The sequence below is a fragment of the Marinicella pacifica genome, assembly GCF_014636635.1.
GTDB lineage: Bacteria > Pseudomonadota > Gammaproteobacteria > Xanthomonadales > Marinicellaceae > Marinicella > Marinicella pacifica.
Genome location: NZ_BMEO01000005.1, coordinates 196,382 through 214,986 on the forward strand (window position 1 = coordinate 196,382; position 18,605 = coordinate 214,986).

At 45.5% G+C, this 18,605-nt stretch carries 20 protein-coding genes and 1 tRNA gene; 13 read left to right on the forward strand and 8 right to left on the reverse strand.

The features are described 5' to 3' along the window. Positions 1 to 19: 19 nt before the first annotated feature. Positions 20 to 715 carry a M6 family metallopeptidase gene (locus IEV16_RS07865; RefSeq protein ID WP_188365137.1) on the forward strand — a complete coding sequence of 232 codons (696 nt, stop codon included), beginning with the start codon at positions 20 to 22 and terminating at the stop codon, positions 713 to 715. Positions 716 to 790: 75 nt separating this feature from the next. Here IEV16_RS07865 and nadB read toward each other — a convergent pair whose 3' ends face one another. From nadB to xrtH, 4 genes are all read right to left on the reverse strand, one after another. Then, positions 791 to 2,362 carry an L-aspartate oxidase gene (gene nadB / locus IEV16_RS07870; protein WP_188365138.1) on the reverse strand — a complete coding sequence of 524 codons (1,572 nt, stop codon included), beginning with the start codon at positions 2,360 to 2,362 and terminating at the stop codon, positions 791 to 793. 5 nt (positions 2,363 to 2,367) lie between these two features. Then, positions 2,368 to 3,396, reverse strand: coding sequence for a quinolinate synthase NadA (gene nadA / locus IEV16_RS07875; protein WP_188365139.1), 1,029 nt, complete (start codon positions 3,394 to 3,396; stop codon positions 2,368 to 2,370). Between the two features lie 113 nt (positions 3,397 to 3,509). Beyond that, positions 3,510 to 5,648 carry a S9 family peptidase gene (locus IEV16_RS07880; protein ID WP_229728295.1) on the reverse strand — a complete coding sequence of 713 codons (2,139 nt, stop codon included), beginning with the start codon at positions 5,646 to 5,648 and terminating at the stop codon, positions 3,510 to 3,512. Continuing rightward, entirely contained in the window at positions 5,648 to 6,202 is a 555-nt protein-coding gene (gene xrtH, locus IEV16_RS07885; protein WP_188365140.1) for an exosortase H, read from the reverse strand. The genes IEV16_RS07880 and xrtH overlap by 1 nt, the downstream gene beginning before the upstream one ends. A 311-nt stretch (positions 6,203 to 6,513) precedes the next feature. Between xrtH and IEV16_RS07890 the strand changes: the two genes are divergently transcribed. The 12 genes from IEV16_RS07890 to metX all read left to right on the forward strand — a co-directional run bounded on the left by IEV16_RS07890 (position 6,514) and on the right by metX (position 16,072). Then, positions 6,514 to 7,200 carry a response regulator transcription factor gene (locus IEV16_RS07890; protein ID WP_188365141.1) on the forward strand — a complete coding sequence of 229 codons (687 nt, stop codon included), beginning with the start codon at positions 6,514 to 6,516 and terminating at the stop codon, positions 7,198 to 7,200. After that, positions 7,184 to 8,482, forward strand: a complete 1,299-nt coding sequence (locus tag IEV16_RS07895; RefSeq protein WP_188365142.1) for a sensor histidine kinase — start codon at positions 7,184 to 7,186, stop codon at positions 8,480 to 8,482. The genes IEV16_RS07890 and IEV16_RS07895 overlap by 17 nt, the downstream gene beginning before the upstream one ends. Positions 8,483 to 8,511: 29 nt before the next feature. Beyond that, the gene (locus IEV16_RS07900) at positions 8,512 to 10,017 is read left to right on the forward strand and encodes an ankyrin repeat domain-containing protein (protein ID WP_188365143.1); all 1,506 of its coding nucleotides are present in this window, start codon (positions 8,512 to 8,514) and stop codon (positions 10,015 to 10,017) included. Between the two features lie 10 nt (positions 10,018 to 10,027). After that, positions 10,028 to 10,576, forward strand: a complete 549-nt coding sequence (locus IEV16_RS07905) for an RNA polymerase sigma factor (protein ID WP_188365144.1) — start codon at positions 10,028 to 10,030, stop codon at positions 10,574 to 10,576. Further along, a complete protein-coding gene (locus tag IEV16_RS07910; RefSeq protein WP_188365145.1) occupies positions 10,563 to 11,060 on the forward strand; it encodes a hypothetical protein in 498 nt (165 codons plus the stop codon). Before IEV16_RS07905 ends, IEV16_RS07910 begins: the two co-directional genes overlap by 14 nt. Before the next feature lie 33 nt (positions 11,061 to 11,093). After that, positions 11,094 to 11,912 carry a peptide chain release factor N(5)-glutamine methyltransferase gene (gene prmC, locus IEV16_RS07915; RefSeq protein WP_188365146.1) on the forward strand — a complete coding sequence of 273 codons (819 nt, stop codon included), beginning with the start codon at positions 11,094 to 11,096 and terminating at the stop codon, positions 11,910 to 11,912. Between the two features lie 59 nt (positions 11,913 to 11,971). After that, positions 11,972 to 12,406, forward strand: coding sequence for a hypothetical protein (locus tag IEV16_RS07920; RefSeq protein WP_188365147.1), 435 nt, complete (start codon positions 11,972 to 11,974; stop codon positions 12,404 to 12,406). A gap of 84 nt (positions 12,407 to 12,490) precedes the next feature. Beyond that, the gene (locus IEV16_RS07925; protein ID WP_188365148.1) at positions 12,491 to 12,691 is read left to right on the forward strand and encodes a hypothetical protein; all 201 of its coding nucleotides are present in this window, start codon (positions 12,491 to 12,493) and stop codon (positions 12,689 to 12,691) included. Between the two features lie 4 nt (positions 12,692 to 12,695). Beyond that, positions 12,696 to 13,067, forward strand: coding sequence for a GntR family transcriptional regulator (locus IEV16_RS07930; RefSeq protein WP_188365149.1), 372 nt, complete (start codon positions 12,696 to 12,698; stop codon positions 13,065 to 13,067). After that, the gene (locus tag IEV16_RS07935; protein ID WP_188365150.1) at positions 13,064 to 13,921 is read left to right on the forward strand and encodes an ABC transporter ATP-binding protein; all 858 of its coding nucleotides are present in this window, start codon (positions 13,064 to 13,066) and stop codon (positions 13,919 to 13,921) included. Before IEV16_RS07930 ends, IEV16_RS07935 begins: the two co-directional genes overlap by 4 nt. Beyond that, positions 13,918 to 14,883: a hypothetical protein gene (locus IEV16_RS07940; protein WP_188365151.1), complete on the forward strand. Its 966-nt coding sequence runs from the start codon at positions 13,918 to 13,920 to the stop codon at positions 14,881 to 14,883. Before IEV16_RS07935 ends, IEV16_RS07940 begins: the two co-directional genes overlap by 4 nt. A gap of 91 nt (positions 14,884 to 14,974) precedes the next feature. After that, complete coding sequence (gene metX, locus IEV16_RS07945; protein WP_188365152.1) at positions 14,975 to 16,072, forward strand: homoserine O-acetyltransferase MetX; 1,098 nt, start codon at positions 14,975 to 14,977, stop codon at positions 16,070 to 16,072. On the opposite strand, the gene pth is transcribed toward metX, so the two are convergent. From pth to IEV16_RS07965, 4 genes are all read right to left on the reverse strand, one after another. Further along, entirely contained in the window at positions 16,051 to 16,626 is a 576-nt protein-coding gene (gene pth / locus IEV16_RS07950) for an aminoacyl-tRNA hydrolase (RefSeq protein ID WP_188365153.1), read from the reverse strand. The genes metX and pth overlap by 22 nt on opposite strands. A 70-nt stretch (positions 16,627 to 16,696) precedes the next feature. Beyond that, a complete protein-coding gene (locus IEV16_RS07955) occupies positions 16,697 to 17,392 on the reverse strand; it encodes a 50S ribosomal protein L25/general stress protein Ctc (protein ID WP_188365154.1) in 696 nt (231 codons plus the stop codon). Between the two features lie 61 nt (positions 17,393 to 17,453). Continuing rightward, a complete protein-coding gene (locus tag IEV16_RS07960) occupies positions 17,454 to 18,407 on the reverse strand; it encodes a ribose-phosphate diphosphokinase (protein WP_188365155.1) in 954 nt (317 codons plus the stop codon). Positions 18,408 to 18,461: 54 nt separating this feature from the next. Continuing rightward, positions 18,462 to 18,537, reverse strand: a tRNA-Gln gene (locus IEV16_RS07965). Between the last annotated feature and the right edge of the window lie 68 nt (positions 18,538 to 18,605).

Sequence of the window (18,605 nt, forward strand, 5' to 3'; positions counted from 1 at the left end):
TAACACTTTTGGAGGAACCATGAAAAAAGCTTTATTCTTAACGCTCACGCTTTTTGCCTTAACCGCTTTTGCGCAAACTGAGCGACAAACCAATGCCACAGTGGCTCAAGCCACGCCTTTTAATCCACTGGCACCGGTACCCATCGCCGATCCGGGTTTTGAAGCTGGTCCCTTTGGTGGTGTCTGGACAGAAAGCTCAACAAATTTCGGCACACCTATTTGTGATGTGGGGGGCTGTGGAACGGGCACCGGCACCGGCCCGAACAGTGGTTCATTCTGGACTTGGTTTGGCGGCATTTCCGCTTTTGAAGAGGCCAGTGTCTCTCAATCAGTGACCATTCCACCGGCCGGCTCCGTAACACTTTCATTTTTCTTAGAATCTGCGGTCTGTAATGGCACCGGCTTTATGGAAGTCTTAATTGACGGCAACCAGGAATACTTATTTGACCAAACCAATCCTAATTGTGGTGTATTAGGCTACAACCAAGTTAACGTCGATTTAACTGCTTATCAAGGCCAAACGGTCAATTTAGAATTCCACTCGATTACCCAAGGTGATGATACTGTTAACATTTTTATTGATGACGTCAGCATGGATGCCTCCGGCACACCGCCTTCAGCAGCCGCTTTACCTGTTCCCAGCTTACAATGGTATGGCATGGGCTTGATGCTGTTGATATTAGGTTTTATCGGTGTCCGCCGTTTAAACCACTAAAATCAGTTAATACAAGCATAAAAAAGGGCGCTTAGATCGCCCTTTTTTAATGCCTGAAAAAAATAGATTGTCAGTTTATTCTTCACGGTAATGACAGCCGATGCTGTGGCTATTTGACCAGGCAGCCAGGGTTACAATAATCGCCGTGCGCACGGCATTACGCAATCCGATCAAAGCATCAGAAACCCGGTTGTTGCGGTAAAACTGCTCAATGTCATCTTCTAAACGCCGCAACTCACGTAAAGCCCGTTGTAAACGTTCAGATGAGCGACTGATACCGACATAATTCCACATAATGGTTTGAATGCGATGTACATCGTGCTGAATCAACACATCATCAGCGGTTTCCATACTGTTCATCTGCCATGGTGGAATCAGTTGCTTGTCATAAAAGTCGACCCGGTCCGTGTTGTCCGCAATCGCACGCGCAGCATCCAGACCGGTGACCACACCTTCTAATAAGGAGGTACTGGCCAATCGGTTGGCACCATGTAAGCCGGTACACGCCACCTCACCGACTGCATACAATTGTTGAATATCAGTCATACCGTGCTGATTGACCCAAACTCCACCGCAGGCGTAATGGGCCGCTGGTGTCACCGGAATCGGCTGACGGGTAATATCAATATCATGTTGTAAACAAAATTGATATATACCCGGGAACTTGGCTTTTATGGCATCGGCCTGTAAGTAAGAAGCCAGATCCAAATAAACACAGTCATTATTTAAACGTTGCATTTCCTTGAAAATACTGCGCGACACCACATCGCGTGGCGCCAAATCCTGCCACTCAGGTGAATAGTGTTGCATAAAAAACTCACCTTTGGCATTAATCAACCGGGCACCGGCACCCCTTAAGGCTTCAGAGATGAGAAAATTGGGCGCGCCTTTTTTATGCAAGGTGGTGGGATGAAACTGCACATATTCAGTGTTAATGATTCGGGCGCCGGCACGGTTGGCCATGGCGATGCCATCACCACGCGCACCGGCGGTGTTACTCGAATGTAAAAACAACTGCCCATACCCACCACTGGCCAGTACCGTGTGTTTGGCCAACATGCGCATTACCTGGTCATTTTGTTGATTCAAAACATACGCCCCGACCACCCGGGTGGGCTGATAAACACTGCGCCGATCCAGACTGTGGTGATTGGGTGTAATTAAATCAATGGCGGTGTGGTGCGTCATTAAGGAGACATTTCGGTGTTGACGCAATGCCGCGAGTAACACTTTATGGATGGCCTGCCCGGTGGCATCTTTGTGATGTAATATCCGGGCCACACTGTGGGCACCTTCCTGACAAGTCAGCCATTGTTGCTTGTGATTCCGGTCAAAATCAACCCGGGTCTGTTGCATCATCAGACGACGCACATAATCAGGTCCCCGGGCTGCCAAATACGCCACATAATCGGGATTATTCAGACCGTGACCGGCTGCCATAATGTCTTGTGCCAACAATTCGGCCGAGTCATTCTCCCCACGATACACAATCCCGCCCTGGGCCCAATGGGTATTACAATCTTCGGCGTCATCGGCACGGGTCAACACAGTCACTGACAGACCCAAATACGCCAGTTCAAGGGCGGCACTTAAACCGGCAATCCCACTGCCGATAACAAGTACCGTGTCTTGATACAGTTCCGGCATCGGTATTAGCCGATTTGCAACATACGATTGACGGCCTGATAAGCCCGTTGTCTGATGTCCTCATCCATAATGATCTGATATTGATTAAACAGTAAAGCATTATAGGTGTCTTTGAGTTGTATCTGATTCATGTGCGGACATCGCACATGACACATCCGCAGCATTTCCCGGTTCGGGTTTTCGGCATGAATGTTATCGCCCATGGCACATTCAGTAAGTAATAAATAGCGTGGTAAATGATTATCCCGAATATAGTTAATCATGGCCGTGGTACTGCCTGAGAAATCAGCGGCATCCACCACTTCAGGCTTACATTCGGGATGCGCCAGAACCTTGGCATCAGGATACGTGGCCCGGACATGTTCAATGTCTTCCACTGTAAACTGGTCATGGACCTCACAACGGCCGTGCCAGCCAATGAGCTGTACGTCCACATCCTTGTCGGTGCCTTTGGTTTTGCTCGGGAATATAATGTGTTTACCGGTTTCGCGGGCAATATTTCCCGCCAGATACTCATCGGGCAAAAATATCACCGTATCTGAGTTCAGTGATTCCACCACTTGTTTTGCATTACCCGAGGTGCAGCAGATATCTGTTTCAGCTTTGACATCGGCATAGGTATTGATATAGGTCACCACCGGCACCCCTGGAAACTGTTCTTTCAGTTTTCTGACATCGGCTGCGGTGATTGATTCGGCCAATGAACAACCGGCTTGGCTTGACGGCACCAACACCATTTTGTCAGGACTTAGAATTTTGGCCGTTTCGGCCATAAATTCGACGCCGCAAAAAACAATAATGTCTTTATCCGTCTCGGCGGCTTTTCGGGATAATTCCAGGGAATCACCGGTAAAATCAGGTACTGTGTGAAACAACGCCGGTTCCATGTAGTTATGGCCCAGTATTAAGGCGTTTTTTTGCTGTTTTAGGTCGATGATTTGTTGTGCCATTTCGGCCTTTAAAATCAATTCGGCTTCAGAATACTGGTCAGACAGTTTTTGGGTGAGTTTATCGAGAATCGGGTTGGCTAACATGGATCTTTATTTTCCTTAAATTTTTAAGAAAGGCGCCGACTATTATACGACGCCCAGGCGACAGGCATTATATGTAAAAGATCAGTCTTATTTTTTGATGTGGGTCAGGTTTTTTACTGTTTTATACCCGCTAATTTTAGTAAAAATGCATAGTCCTGTGCGGTTTCCTTATAGTAACTAAAACGACCCGAAGCACCGCCGTGACCGGTGTCCATATTAGTGCGCATTAACAATAAGTTATCATCGGTTTTCATGTCCCGCAATTTTGCCACCCATTTGGCCGGTTCAAAGTATTGCACTTGTGAATCATGTAATCCGGTGGTCACCAGGATATTGGGATAATCCTGTGCTTTGACCTGATCATAGGGTGAGTAAGACAGCATATATTCATAAGAATCTTTGTTTTTAGGATTGCCCCATTCTTCAAATTCACCGGTGGTTAACGGTAAGCTTTCATCCAGCATGGTGGTAACCACATCCACAAACGGAACACTGGCAATCATACCATCATACAAATCGCCGGCCATATTGGCCACCGCGCCCATCAACAAGCCGCCGGCACTGCCGCCCCAGGCGTACATCCTTTCGGGATCGCCGTAGCCTTTATCCAAAAGGGCTTTTGAGGCGTCTATAAAATCGGTGAAGGTGTTTAATTTATTGAACATTTTACCGTCTTCATACCACGCGCGGCCTTTAGCCTGCGATCCCCGAATATGCGCCACCGCATAAACAAATCCGCGGTCCAACAAAGACAATCGGCTGACTGAAAAGCTCGGGTCAATGGAATGACCATAAGAACCGTAACCGTAAACCAACAATGGCCGTTCGTTTAAGGCTTGATCTGACTTTTTATACACCAGTGATACCGGCACTTGCGCACCGTCCCGTGCTGTGATCAGCAGACGCTCGGCGTGGTATGCATCGGGATTGTAAGGGCCATTGATTTCATCCTGTTTGAGCAAAGTTTTTTCGTCTGTGTTTAAATCGACTTCATAAATACTGTCCAGCGCAGTAAATGAATCATAGCTGTAACGCATGCTGTTGGTGTTTTGTTCGGGGTTATGGCCCACCCACATGGTGGACACCGATTCTTCACCCTGAATGATTTTCTCATCCCCGGTTGTCCAGTTTTTAACTTTGATATGTTTCAGGCCATTGTGGCGTTGATCCACCGCCAGCCAGTCTTTAAAAGCCTCAACATCATAAATGAGTGTTTCATTATCATGAGGAATGATTTCCTGCCATCGGTTTTTATCCTGAGAATCACCGATGGTTGCGCGCATCACCCGTGAATTTAAAGCTTTCCAGTTGGTCACAATAATCCAGTCGCCCTGATAGTCTTCCACTGAATACTCATGTTTTTGTTCTCGCGGCAATACTGAGGCAAATTCGCCTGTGGGATTTGCTGCATCCAAATACAGGGCTTCACTCTGGGTGGTGGATTCAATCTGAATCATAATATAATCACCGGAGCGTGAGGTGTAACAAGACAGATAAAAGGTATCGTCGGGTTCTTGGTAAACCAGCACATCCTCACTCACCGGTGTGCCCAATCGGTGACGGTAAACCCGATATGGCAAAAGTGTAACGGGATGTTTACGGGTGTAAAAAAAGGTTTCACTGTCTTTGGCCCAGGCAATTGAACCGGTGGTGTTCTTTATCACATCCGGCAGCATTTGACCGCTCGTCAGGTCTTTAAAGCGCAGATCGTACTGACGGCGGCTGACCGTGTCCTCGGAAAAACCATAAATTTTATGATTTGGACTGGGTTTTTGAAAGTTACTGGCATAGTAGGCATAGTCTTTGGCCAGTTCATTTACATCCAGCAACAGCTGTTCCGGGGCCGCTAATTGCCCTTTTTTGCGCGCATAAATCGGGTACTCCTGACCTTCTGAATAGCGACTGTAATACCAGTATTCGCCCAATTGATAGGGTACAGATTCATCGTTTTGTTTAATGCGGGCAGTGATTTCCCGGTACAAGCTCTCTGCCAGTGGCTCAACATCTTTTAATTGTGCTTCGGTGTATTTGTTCTCTGCTTCAAGGTAAGCCAAAACGTCAGGATTGCTGCGTTGATCATCCCGCAGCCAATGGTAATTATCCACACGCTTATCACCATGTATTGTTAAAGTATGGGGAACTTTTTTGGCAACGGGCGGCTTGGATAGATTCATATTTAACTCCTTGGTGGGTGTGGATTGGCAGGCCGATAACAGTGAAATAAAAGCCAAAAGAATAAATTTTTGCTGCATTAATGCGTCTCCTTTAAAGCCGTGGCTTGTGATTGTACATGGGATTTGTCTGACGGATGGTTGTTGTCAGTTTCGGTTTTTTTCGGCAAATAACGAAGCCAAATCAACCAGACAATTAACGCGTCTAATATAATTAACGCCTGCCACAAATATAAATGAAACCATTCAAACCAGGTCTGATTCCATTGTAATAAATAAAACAGGGAAATAATGCGCACCAGATTAAGTGATTGAATGGCCAGAAATCCAAAAAATAAGCCTTTAATTTTATACCAAAGAGAGGACGGAAACGCCACAATCGCCGCCAGCAGGATAATCATCGCCTCCACCCCATTACACCCTGGAGCGATTTGAATGGCAACCATGGTTTTGGTGTCCTGAATAATGTCACCATAGGCATGCACATTGGCATCAAATAATTGCACAATCCAAGAGCTCACCGTGGCCAAAAAACCGGTAAAAGGCAGCACCACCGACTGACGCACCGGCTCATAAATTTCTAACAGAAACAGTGAAACCAGAATTACAAGAAACAAAACAACAAAGCGAATCATAGGTATAAAGTGGGTTGCCCTTAAAACGAACAGATTCTATCACATATCCTGCCTATGCACGGACCAAAACAAGGTTGTAACAAAGACATTATTCACAATCTTTTAATTTGGAATTAACGACGTTTTAACAGAAATGTTAGTACAATAAACCCATAGTCAAGGTTCTCCAAAACAATTTGACTTAAATCTGGGCATCATATTTCCCAAGGAGTTTTTAACTTCTTGGGATTTTTTTTCTCAATATCATTAACAACAAAGACCCGCTACGGTCATAAATCCAGGTTCTTTGTTCTGATTAAAGGGATAAACTTATGAAAATATTAGTGGTTGAAGATAACACCGACATCGCTGCCAATATAGTTGATTATTTTGAAGAAAAAGACCACATTGTCGATTATGCCGGTGATGGCGTGACCGGTCTGCATTTAGCGGTGAGCAACGACTTTGATGTGATTATTTTAGACTTAATGTTACCCGGTATGGATGGACTGGATTTGTGCAAAAAACTGCGTAAAGACGCCAAAAAGAACACACCGGTGATAATGCTCACTGCCCGCGATACCTTAAGCCAGAAACTGGAAGGTTTTGAATACGGTGCCGATGATTACATGGTTAAACCTTTTGCTTTACAAGAACTGGAAGCCCGGGTCAATGTCTTGGGCACCCGCAAGAAGAAAAATCTTAACCGCACCCTGCAGGTAGCGGATCTGGAATTTAATTTGGATTCTTTAATCGTCAAACGTGACGGCCAAAAACTGAAAATGAATCCCACTGGTTTAAAACTTTTACAAATACTGATGGAATCAAGTCCCTATGTGGTGCCGAGAGAAGAACTTGAAGTTAAGGTCTGGGGTGAAGAAATGCCCGATTCTGATTCGTTGCGGGTTCATATTCACGGACTGAGAACCACCATCGACAAACCCTTCGACAAACAATTAATTCATACCCGACATGGCATAGGCTATCACATATCCGACCCCGATGAACTTTCGGAATAGTATAAAAAGCCGGATTATTATTGCTTTTCTGGCGTTCAGTACTTTATTAACCATTTTGTTTGCGCTGGCTTCACTCAGTATCCGGCAAAACCTGCAAACCGAACTGATAGAACAAACCATCCAGCAGGATCTGGATGGTTACATGCGGAAATTGGCTGCCAATCCAAAGAATGTACTGGGTCAGCCCCTGTCTTCAAATGTACAAGGCGTCATCACCACCCCTGACAATTTTCACACCGACTTACCGCTTCACTATAAAGACTTAGAAGACGGCACCCATATCCTCAATGAAGGCGGCAAAACCTATATTGTCGCTGTCAATAAAAAAAATAAAGTCGAAGGACAGCCCATTTGGGGTTATATCAAATACGACATCAGCCATATGAAACAAAACAACCGCATGCTGTGGATTATCTTTGGCGGCATGTTGGCTGTTTTTTTGGTGCTGGCTTATTTGCTGGCCATTTATGTGTCGAAAAAAGCCCTGAAACCCTTGAGTAAACTGGCTGCCAAGCTGGAACATTTATCCGCCGACACCCACATTGAACCGCTGGCACCTTATTTCACGGAAGACGAAGTGGGAAAAGTGGCTCACGCGCTGGACAATTATGCGCAAAGATTAACCGACTATGTAACCCGAGATAAAGAATTTAATGCCGATGTCAGTCATGAATTGCGCACACCGCTGGCGGTGATCAGCAGTACAGTGGAGCTTATAAAATCCAACCCCAACATTTCAGACAAAGAACTTAAACGCATTAACCGGATTGAACGGGCCGTCAAACAGTCCACTGAACTGACTGAAACACTGTTGTTGCTGGCGCGAGAAGAACGCAAGGAAAACCAGGGACTTGAAAGAACACAGCCGGCCGCCATCATTCGTAAGATTTTAGACAGCCACCAGGACACCCTGAAACTCAAACCGGTGAAAACCAAAATCATTGAAAATGACTGGCTGCAAGTCAAGGCCCCTGAATCGGTGGTGTCCGTGGTGCTTGGCAATCTGATTGGCAATGCCATAAAATATTCCACCGAAGGCACCATTCATATTATTATAGATCAACAATCTGTTATGGTTCAGGATGAAGGCGTGGGTGTGAACGAATCTGAACTGCCAAAATTGTTTGAACGTCACTACCGAGCCAACAAAACCAGTTCAAAAGGGTCCGGCATTGGTCTGGCTATCGTCAAACGTTTATGTGAGCTGTATAATTGGCAGATTGAAATCAGACAAAACAAAACCGCGGGATTAACGGCCATACTAACTTTTAATCCTGAATAGTTGTCAGCGTTGCTTAATGGATTAAATTTGTGTCATCAAAAGCCACCACAAAAAAAGATATTCTGAATTGTTGCCGACGGGGCCAGCTTGACCGGTTGAAGCAACTTATCGCAGACGGTATCGCCATGGATACCGTTGACAGTGAAGAATTTGCCCCTTTAAACATGGCTTTAAGACATGGCCGGTGGCAAGTGGCACGCTATATACTTGAACACAACAACTTACCCAATTATTCCTACACACCGCCGTTTATCGCCGCCTGTCAGTATAACAAAGATGACATCACCGGTCTTGATCTGGTCTATCGCCACACCGCCAATATTAACTGTACGGACAGTCAGAACCGAACCGGCTTAATGACCGTTTGCTTACTGGGGCATGAAAAAAAATTCACTTTTATTTTAAATCACTGCGATGATGTCAATCACTGCGATGATTACGGTATGACCGCATTACTCGATGCCATCACCAGCCAATCCATCTCACTGGTTCAACAGCTGATTGAAGCAGGTGCCAATGTCAACCATTGTAACCTCAATAAAGACAACGCCCTTGTGCTGGCTTTAAAATCAAAAAACCCGTCTGTCAAACTCATCCAGCTGCTGCTGGATTATGACGTTTCCATGGTGAAGCCAAACAAACAGTCACAATCTGCCTACGATTTAGCCAAACAAAAACACCCTGACATTGCCAAGCGACTGGATGCTGTCATTGCCAAACAACAACAAATGGAACTGCCCTTATTTACTGATCAGACATCTGCGCCACAAAGTCGTGAACAAACAAAAAAAAACCATACGCCAAAACACCGCACAACCCCACACAATGAATGGTTCGATGCCATTGCCAAAGGAAACCTTGGCCAGTTAAACCGGTTCTTGCTCAAAGGTGCCAACATCAATCAAACCGATCAAAAAGACTGTACCGCACTAATTCATGCCGCAGGCCAAGGCAAACGCGCGGTGTGTTCTTTCCTCATTGAACAAGGCGCCGATGTGAATTTTCGCAGCCAAAATGGCAGCACGGCTTTATCCAGTGCTTTAATCAGCCGCTCAGATAATGTGGTTGAATTACTGTTACGTCATCAGGTTAAGTTAAACCAACAAGGCCCTGGCGGATATCCGTATGTAAACCTGGCTGCGGCACAATGGAGTGAATCCTGCCTGAGCAGACTGGTGGAAGCCGGTGCCAACCCACTGAGCCTTGACCCAACCAACGGTAATTTATACCATAATGTGGTTTCCGCCGCTGCCTATTACAGCCAAACCGGTAAAGCTTTACAAACCCTAAAATTAATTCACAGTTATCAGGTTCCGATTAATCAGCGCGACCAACATGGCCGCACACCCTTGGCTTTATTAACCTTTTTAGGTCGCAGGGATAAAGACCAGCAAGTGGCCTCACTGGCCCATCAACTGTTAAAATGGCAGGCTGATGCCAAAACCAAAGATAAACAAGGCTTCACCCCTTTGGATTATTGTCAGCAGAATCATTTGGCCAACACCCGAGGGGTTATACTGTCCTACATCAGTTAACAACAAAGACGTGAATAAGCAGCAACTAACCATCCTGTTTCAGAAACATCAGCACCTTATCGATCAGGCTGTGTTCAGCAAGCAAATCAACATCACCGGCGTCACCCGTGATGATGTGTATCAGGAAGTCTCTATTCGCGTAATTAAGTTGCTGGACAGTGACCGAGAAATCGAAAACCTTGCGTCTTATATATACAGAATCACGGCCAATGTGATTGTTGACTTAGCCCGGGCAAATAACCGCCATGCACAAGAAACACAATTACCTGAACACCGTGATGAAACGGACAGCTTCCGGGCTGAACTCGACAGCGAGGTTCAGCAGCCGGACGATAAACTGGCCGATAAAGAATTACGCAAGAATCTTTTAAAGGCGATTGAATGCTTGCCGGAAGACCGCCGGGTTGCCGTCAAGATGCGCTTACAGGGTTACACCGTAAAAGAAATGATGGCTTTGACCGGATGGTCTTACTATAAAGCAGAAAATTTATCCAAACGTTCCATGAATGCGTTAAAGGAACAATTAGAAAGAATGGGTATTGACTATGAAATTAACTGAACAACAATTGGCACAAATTTTTCAAAACAGCACACAAGCGGCCGATGATAATTTCAACCTGACTGATTGTCTGGGTACGCCCAATATGAGCCACGCAGAAACCATTGTCAGTGATTTCCATTCGGCTCAGGCGGTTAAACTGGCCATTCATATGCAGCCCTGGGGCGAGCAAGTGGCACAGGATATTATTCAAACTCAACGCCACACTCAAAACGCATCGTTATCTCATCGTTTGCACAATTTCTTCAACGCTTTGCGTCCAAAATCACCTGTTTTAATGCCATCTTTGGCCGTTGTTTTTACGCTGACCGCCGTTGTTTTCTTAAGCAACCAACCCATCCTTTCGGTCTCCACCCAAACTGATGTGGCAACCCATGATGTGATTAATTCACTGCCTTTTGAGGGTGACAGGGACCGTTTAAGCAAAGCCGGCTTTGATGGAGAAAATGATGGCGATCAATTGTTTCGGGCAAACTTCAGTTAATAACAACGCCAACCAATATCATCGCGATCAGGTTTGAACACCATAGCGCAGTGGCTGGCTTCGGAACATCGGGGTATTCCCCTGGCTGTGCGCCGACAACTGCTGACCCATGTTTTAGAACAATCTACCGCGTGGCTATATGCCCACGATGACCTCTTCTTAACGTCACAACAAACCCAACAGCTCAACCAATACCTAAAACATTATTCAGCCGGCAAACCACTGGCCTATATCACCGGCGAACAAGCGTTTTGGGATGTGCAGCTAAAGGTCAACGAACACACCTTAATTCCGCGTCCGGATACGGAATTAATCATTGAAACTGTGCTTGAATTACCGATAAAACCCAAACAAATACTGGATTTAGGCACCGGCTCCGGTGCTTTGGCCATTGTTCTGGCACGGTTATTTCCAGACAGTGCGGTAACGGCCACCGACATCAGTCCAGAAGCGCTTAAAGTGGCCCGGAAAAATGCCCAAATATACCGCTTAAACCGCATTCAGTTTATTCAAAGCCACTGGTTTTCAAAGATAACGACCCATGATTTTGATTTAATTGTCAGCAACCCGCCTTACATCGAACCCGGTGATCTGCATTTGGAAGACTTAAACCATGAACCGATCAACGCACTGGTGGCCGAGCAAAGAGGTTTGGCCGATTTAAAGATCATCATAGAACAGGCTGCTGACTATTTACAGGCCGACGGTTTACTTGTGGTAGAACACGGATACAACCAGCAACAGGCGGTGTTTGAGCTCTTTACAGAAAATAAATACCGGCAGGTTCAATCTCTATTCGATATTGAACAACGGCCGAGAGCAACTCTGGGTTACAAAAATCGGTTCTGTTAAATCATGTTAACCGCTGCCGGTCCATCGTATAATCATGGTTTATTTTTTTGGGATTAATTATGATTCAACGCATGATGTTAATTGGCATGGTGGCGCTGTTAACAGCCTGTGGTCCGCCCCGACTGGAAAAACCCAACACCAATTTACACACCCTCATCGAAATCACCTCCTTAGACATCGGCAAAAAACGCATGGACATACGCTTGTCACACCGGCAAGCCTCATCGCGCGCAGCCTCCAGTCTTGAATGCCGGCTTAAAATTGATCAAAAGCCCTATCATAACCTGCCCAGCTTGCAAGTCCCGGCTTTAACCGCATATGCCCGTGAAAGACTAAGCTGGATTTTAGCGGATGATTTCTCAGTTTCGGGGAAGGAACGCCTTGAGTATGCGCTCGATTGCTCACTTCAATCCGAACAAGATCGAACAGAATATTTTAAAAACCACGGAAGTTTATACCGATTAGGTCGACAGGAACCTCCCATTTATCGCTAACCGTCTGAAACATGACTTATGGGCTATTTGCATTTGTTATGGTGTTATAGTAAACTACAACACTATTATACACACACAGGTTTTATGATGACTGATCTCAAACAAAATCTATTGGCCACTGCACTGCTATTAACCGCCTTAACCATGAGTTTAATGATTGGCTATTGGTTAAATTTCAGCCCGATGCCAGCCGCTGAAGCTGAAATCAGCCAGCAGGTCGCGCCGCTTCAAAAACTCAATAAATTAAATCACAGCTTTATTTTGCTGTTGCCGGCCATCAGGTAAACCCATGTCACATAACTGGAATGACAGCCAACCCATTTATTTACAATTGGCTGATCAGATTAAAGACATGATTTTAAATGGCGATGTGGCGGCCGGCGACGCACTCCCTTCGGTGCGACAATTGGCGATGGATTATCAGGTCAACCCCATCACCGTATCAAAATCCTACCAAATTCTTGTGGATGATAATCTGGTGAGCAAAAAACGCGGCCTTGGTATGTTTGTCAGTGACCAGGCTCAGGTTATTTTACAGCAGCAGCAACGCCAGGATTTTATACAAAAACAATGGCCCCATGTTCTGCAAAAAATCGAACAACTCAACATCGACACCGATGCATTAATTAAATCCTTAGAAAAAACCGGGAGACAATCATGAGCGCTTTACTGAAAGCCCATCACTTAAATAAAAATTATGGTCAGTTCCAGGCCTTAAAAGACATCAACATTGAGATTGAACGGGGAAAAGTGGTCGGTTTAATCGGCCCCAACGGTGCCGGAAAAACCACCTTCCTTAAAGCGGTTCTTGGTTTAGCACCCTGTGACGGTGATTTATCGGTTTTGGGCATTGATCCATTTAAAAAACGCGCCGAATTGATGAAAGACATTTGCTTTATCGCTGACGTGGCGGTACTGCCTAAATGGATTCAGGTCAGACAATTACTTGACTACACCGAGCAGGTTCATCCCAATTTTAACCGCCGCAAAGCAGAAACATTCATCGCCAAAACCAAGGTCAAACCCAGCCATAAAGTGAAACAACTTTCCAAAGGGATGGTGGCACAATTACATTTGGCGATTGTGATGTCGATTGACGCCCAGTTACTGGTTCTTGATGAGCCCACCCTGGGTTTGGATATCCTGTTTCGCAAAGAATTTTATGACAACCTCATCAACGATTACTTTACCCATGAGCGCACCATTATTATCACCACCCACCAGGTGGAAGAAATTGAACATATCCTCACCGATGTGGTGTTTATCAAGGACGGTGAAATTGTCTTAAACAGTGATATGGACAGCCTTACGCGTGACTATTTTGAAGTGATGGTGCACCAAAATGATTATGATAAAGCCATGGCGTTAAAACCGCTGACGGTTAAAAAGGTTTTTAACCGCTACATCATGTTATTTAAAGCCGCTTCACGCGATCAGGTGGAAATACTGGGGGAAGTGCAAAGACCTTCGGTATCAGATTTATTTGTTGCCATCATGAAGGAGGACGCATCATGAAAAACCGCATAAAAACGTTTTCGGCTTTACTGAAGTTAGAATTCCGAGAACACAAAGGTTCTTTTTTCAAAACCCCAATAATCATCGGCATCGTTCTGGTGGTTATGGCTCTGCTGAGCTACTTCACCACGGATCGCTTTGTATTGGATGTCAGCGGCGGAGATAATTTACAGCTGGCCATCGGTTCGCTACAACATATCGGTGACGATAAACTAAATTTTGCCTTAGATGTGTTTATGCTGATAACCGGTTCTTTGTACCATTTTATTTTGTTTGTCGTGGTGTTCTTTTTTCTTTTGGGCAGCCTTTATGACGATCGCAAAGACGGCAGTATATTATTTTACAAATCTCTGCCGGTTTCAGACACCCAGACTGTTTTATCCAAACTCATCACTGCGACGGTGGTGGCACCTGCTTGTTTCGTGTTTGGACTCATGATCAGCCATTTGATGATGTTTGTGGTGATCAGTTTGATTTTACTGCTCAATGGTCTTAATCCATTTTCACTGTTATGGCTTAATGTGTCCTTTATTGAAAACTGGGGGGCTTTTATCATTGGCTGTCTGGTGCAATCATTATGGGCTTTACCCTTATATGGCTGGTTAATGTTCGCTTCCTCAGTGGCTAAACGACGGCCGTTTCTACTGGCAGTTTTTGCCCCCCTGATGGCCGGTTTTGTGTGGTATTGGTACAACGCTCTGGTGAACCTGAATTTATTTAAATTTGGTTTTTTTCAAACCATCGGACTGTTATTTGCTAAAGCCACCACTCCATTTTCCACCGGTCTTGGACACAAAGATTTCGAAAAAATGGATTTTGACCCCACCGCCCAGACCAGTGGTGAAGTGATTTACAGCATGCTCAATGGCTTAATGCAAATTGAACTGTTATACGGCCTTTTATTTGCCGCTGTCACGGTGACTTTGGCGGTTTATATCCGACGTTATCGAAACACCATTTAAAGATCATGACGACTTCTTATTAAGGGGTCGCTTTGCTACAATATTGAGATTCATTATACGGCCTCTATGAGGCCGTTTTTTAATAGCGCTTATGCCGGATTATCTGAAACATTTTCAACTGCCTTCACCCTTCACTTTTTACCGTGGCGGGAGATTGTTTGGTGCCCGTTTGCAATATGAAACCTGGGGAACATTGAATCCTCAAGCCGATAATGCCATTTTAATTTTGACCGGCCTGTCCCCTGATTCCCATGTTTGTCGTCACCACCGTGATGACGAACCTGGCTGGTGGGAGTATATGGTGGGCCCCGGTAAAGCCATCGATTCCAACCATTTTTATGTGATATGTGCCAGTTCATTAGGCAGTTGCAAGGGTTCCACCGGGCCGGCTTCCATTAATCCTGCCAATAACCGTGCCTATCGCTTTGATTTTCCGGATTTATGTTTACAGGACATTGCCCACAGCAACCTTTTGTTGTGTCAGCACCTGGGTGTTGAACGTCTGCATGCCCTGATCGGGCCTTCCATGGGCGGTATGACCGGTATTGCTTTGCTTCAACAGCAACCCAATATCACCCGCCATTGGTTGCAAATTGCTGCGGGGCTTGCGTCACCACCTTTCAGTACCGCGATTCGCTCCTTACAGCGTGAAGCCATCATTAATGATAATAATTTTAACCGGGGATTTTATTCCCGCGAAGACTGGCCGGTTGACGGCATGAAATTTGCCCGTAAAATCGGCATGTTATCTTACCGTTCTGCTGAAGAATGGAATGAGCGCTTTCCACGCTCTTTAAAAAAAGTCCCGGAACACCCCTTTGGCATCGAGTTTCCGGTGGAAAGCTATTTAGAGCACCATGCCAACCGTTTTATTCACCAATTTGACCCGATCTGTTATCTTTATTTGTCCCGTGCCATGGATTGGTTTGACGGTTATCAGTACAAAGCCCGGCGTATCTTTGATAACCCTTTGTCTGATGTCGAACTCGAGTCAGCCTTGATTATGGGTACCCAAACTGATTTGTTGTTTCCCACCCAGTTGCAACAGGACGTGTCTGATTGTTTAAATCAAGCAGGCGTGAAAACTGATTTGTTTATCACTGATTCCATTCAGGGACATGATGCCTTTTTGGTGGATGAAGTTTGTTTTTCTCAAGCCGTTAAACATTATTTATTGTCCACTGTGTGAAGAACTTGCATAACCTGCTCATCCAAACCTTTCACCATATCAGCAGTTATATCAACGCATTGTTCAATACAACGTTCGATACTGATTGTATCCTTCTGATTGGGACGTCCCAGAACCCAGGGGGTTACTTTTGATTTATCACCAGGGTGACCAATACCGATGCGTAAACGCTTAAAATCAGGACCCAAACCGGGAATTATGTCGCGCAAACCATTGTGACCGCCATGACCGCCACCGCGCTTAAATTTTGCAGTGCCCGGCGGGATATCCAATTCATCATAAGCCACCAGAACCTGCTGCGCGGTGATTCTGTAAAATTGCGTAAAAGGCAAAACACTCTGTCCCGAACGGTTTACATAGGTTTGGGGTTTAACCAGCCATAACTTTTCACCAAAATAATCTGTTTGAGCCACTTCGGCATTAAACTTTTTTTCGCTTTTAAATTGAATGCCCACATAATCAGCCAGGGCATCAAGATACCAAAATCCGGCATTATGGCGGGTGTGTTTATATTCCTGGCCGGGATTGCCCAGACCAAATATTACGGCAATCATAGGTATATTCCATAAAAAAACCACGGCATGTCATCGACAGCCGTGGTTTTATCTGTGTCATTAAATCAGATTATTCGCTGTCTTTTTCTTCATCAGAATCAGCATCTTCACCGGACTCGTCTTCATCAACAGTCGGTACATCCACATCAGGCTCTTCAACATCTTCATCATCCGAAGTGTCCATAACGGTGGCGGTATTAACAATCACTTCATCATAGTCTTCATCTTCAGTTCGCACAAACGCCATGGCCTTAACACCTTCAGGCATCTTAATGTCACTGAGCATGACCGAATCTCCCACCTCAAATTCAGCCAGATCAATGTCAAAACTCTCGGGCAAATCTTTAGGTAAACAAGTGATTTCAATTTCATGCATTTGATAATCAATCACGATACCCGCCACTTTACCGGCAGGACATTTATCGGCATTCAAGAAGTGAATTGGAATGTTCATCACCAATTCTTGATTATCATCCACCCGCATAAAATCCATGTGCATTACCACCGGTTTAGCCGGGTGTCGTTGCATGTCTTTTAAAACCACTTTTTGTTTGGCGCCACCATCGGCAGAAAACTCAATGATGCTTGAGAAGAAACCTTCGTCTTCAATCAAACGCAACACTTTATTGTGATTCAGGGTTAAATTTCTGGGATCCCGCCCGGCGCCGTATAGCACCACCGGCACGCGTCCTTCACGACGTAAGCGGCGGCTCGCACCTTTCCCCACGTCGTCACGGAGTTTTGCATCTACTTTATAAATAGCCATAATTATTTCCTACTTTTAATGTTAGACCCTTGCGACCAGAGTCTTAATTCAATCGATATTTTTAATCGATGTACATGGAGCTAACAGACTCTCTGTTAGCAATACGCCGTATCGTTTCACCGAGCATTTCGGCCACCGATAACTGACGAATTTTTTTACAATTCAGCGCTTCTTCACGAAGTGGTATGGTGTCTGTCACCACCAATTCATTGATGTCTGAATTTTGTATGTTTTCAATGGCATTGCCGGATAACACCGGATGCACACAATAGGCATTCACTTCCCTGGCGCCCCATTCCATTAATGCGGTTGAAGCGGCGCATAAAGTCCCCGCCGTATCAATCATATCATCTACCAGGATGCATATTTTGCCCTTCACATCACCGATGATGTTCATCACTTTCGCCATATTGGGTTTGGGTCGGCGTTTGTCAATAATGGCCAGCTCACAGCCCAATCGCTTGGCGATCGCCCGGGCTCTGACCACACCGCCGATATCCGGTGACACAATCGTGACTTCCTCACTGTCATACTTTTGCCACATATCGGCCAAAGTCAGAGGCGAAGCATAGACATTATCCACGGGAATATCAAAAAAACCCTGAATTTGATCGGCATGTAAATCAACGGTTAACACCCGGTCAATACCCACTGCAGCAATCATTTTTGCAGCCACTTTCGCGGTAATCGGCACCCGCGCAGAACGCGGCCGACGATCTTGTCTGGCGTAACCAAAATAAGGAATCACCGCGGTCACGGATTTGGCTGAGGCCCGTTTTAAAGCATCCACCATCACCAGCAATTCCATAAAATTGTCCGCTGTGGGGCGGCAGGTGGGCTGAATCAGAAAAATATCCTGACCCCGGACGTTGTCCCGAATCTCAACAGAAACTTCACCGTCACTAAAACGACCAACGTTGGCACGCCCCAGGGGCACACCCAGATTGTTGGCAATTTTTTTGCCCAATTCAGGATTAGCGTTACCGCAAAATAACCTGATTCCACGATCGAACATTTCGTTGGCCCCTTAAATGAGTATGCCCGCGCATAGCGCAGGCATCACAAAATATGGCTGGGATGGCAGGACTCGAACCTGCGAATGCCAGGATCAAAACCTGGTGCCTTAGCCACTTGGCGACATCCCAATTCGCGAGAACTTCTCTCTTTACCAGCTTTGTAATCGCTGTCAAAGGCGGCATATTATAACCACAAT

Coding starts and splice junctions, on each gene's coding strand:
- xrtH (WP_188365140.1), bottom strand. CDS start 6,202: ATGATTCGCTTTGTTGTTTTGTTTCTTGTAATTCTGGTTTCACTGTTT.
- IEV16_RS07935 (WP_188365150.1), top strand. CDS start 13,064: ATGAGCGCTTTACTGAAAGCCCATCACTTAAATAAAAATTATGGTCAG.
- IEV16_RS07910 (WP_188365145.1), top strand. CDS start 10,563: ATGAAATTAACTGAACAACAATTGGCACAAATTTTTCAAAACAGCACA.
- IEV16_RS07940 (WP_188365151.1), top strand. CDS start 13,918: ATGAAAAACCGCATAAAAACGTTTTCGGCTTTACTGAAGTTAGAATTC.
- nadA (WP_188365139.1), bottom strand. CDS start 3,396: ATGTTAGCCAACCCGATTCTCGATAAACTCACCCAAAAACTGTCTGAC.
- metX (WP_188365152.1), top strand. CDS start 14,975: ATGCCGGATTATCTGAAACATTTTCAACTGCCTTCACCCTTCACTTTT.
- IEV16_RS07960 (WP_188365155.1), bottom strand. CDS start 18,407: ATGTTCGATCGTGGAATCAGGTTATTTTGCGGTAACGCTAATCCTGAA.
- IEV16_RS07865 (WP_188365137.1), top strand. CDS start 20: ATGAAAAAAGCTTTATTCTTAACGCTCACGCTTTTTGCCTTAACCGCT.
- IEV16_RS07895 (WP_188365142.1), top strand. CDS start 7,184: ATGAACTTTCGGAATAGTATAAAAAGCCGGATTATTATTGCTTTTCTG.
- IEV16_RS07920 (WP_188365147.1), top strand. CDS start 11,972: ATGATTCAACGCATGATGTTAATTGGCATGGTGGCGCTGTTAACAGCC.
- IEV16_RS07880 (WP_229728295.1), bottom strand. CDS start 5,648: ATGCAGCAAAAATTTATTCTTTTGGCTTTTATTTCACTGTTATCGGCC.
- IEV16_RS07925 (WP_188365148.1), top strand. CDS start 12,491: ATGATGACTGATCTCAAACAAAATCTATTGGCCACTGCACTGCTATTA.
- IEV16_RS07955 (WP_188365154.1), bottom strand. CDS start 17,392: ATGGCTATTTATAAAGTAGATGCAAAACTCCGTGACGACGTGGGGAAA.
- nadB (WP_188365138.1), bottom strand. CDS start 2,362: ATGCCGGAACTGTATCAAGACACGGTACTTGTTATCGGCAGTGGGATT.
- IEV16_RS07890 (WP_188365141.1), top strand. CDS start 6,514: ATGAAAATATTAGTGGTTGAAGATAACACCGACATCGCTGCCAATATA.
- IEV16_RS07930 (WP_188365149.1), top strand. CDS start 12,696: ATGTCACATAACTGGAATGACAGCCAACCCATTTATTTACAATTGGCT.
- pth (WP_188365153.1), bottom strand. CDS start 16,626: ATGATTGCCGTAATATTTGGTCTGGGCAATCCCGGCCAGGAATATAAA.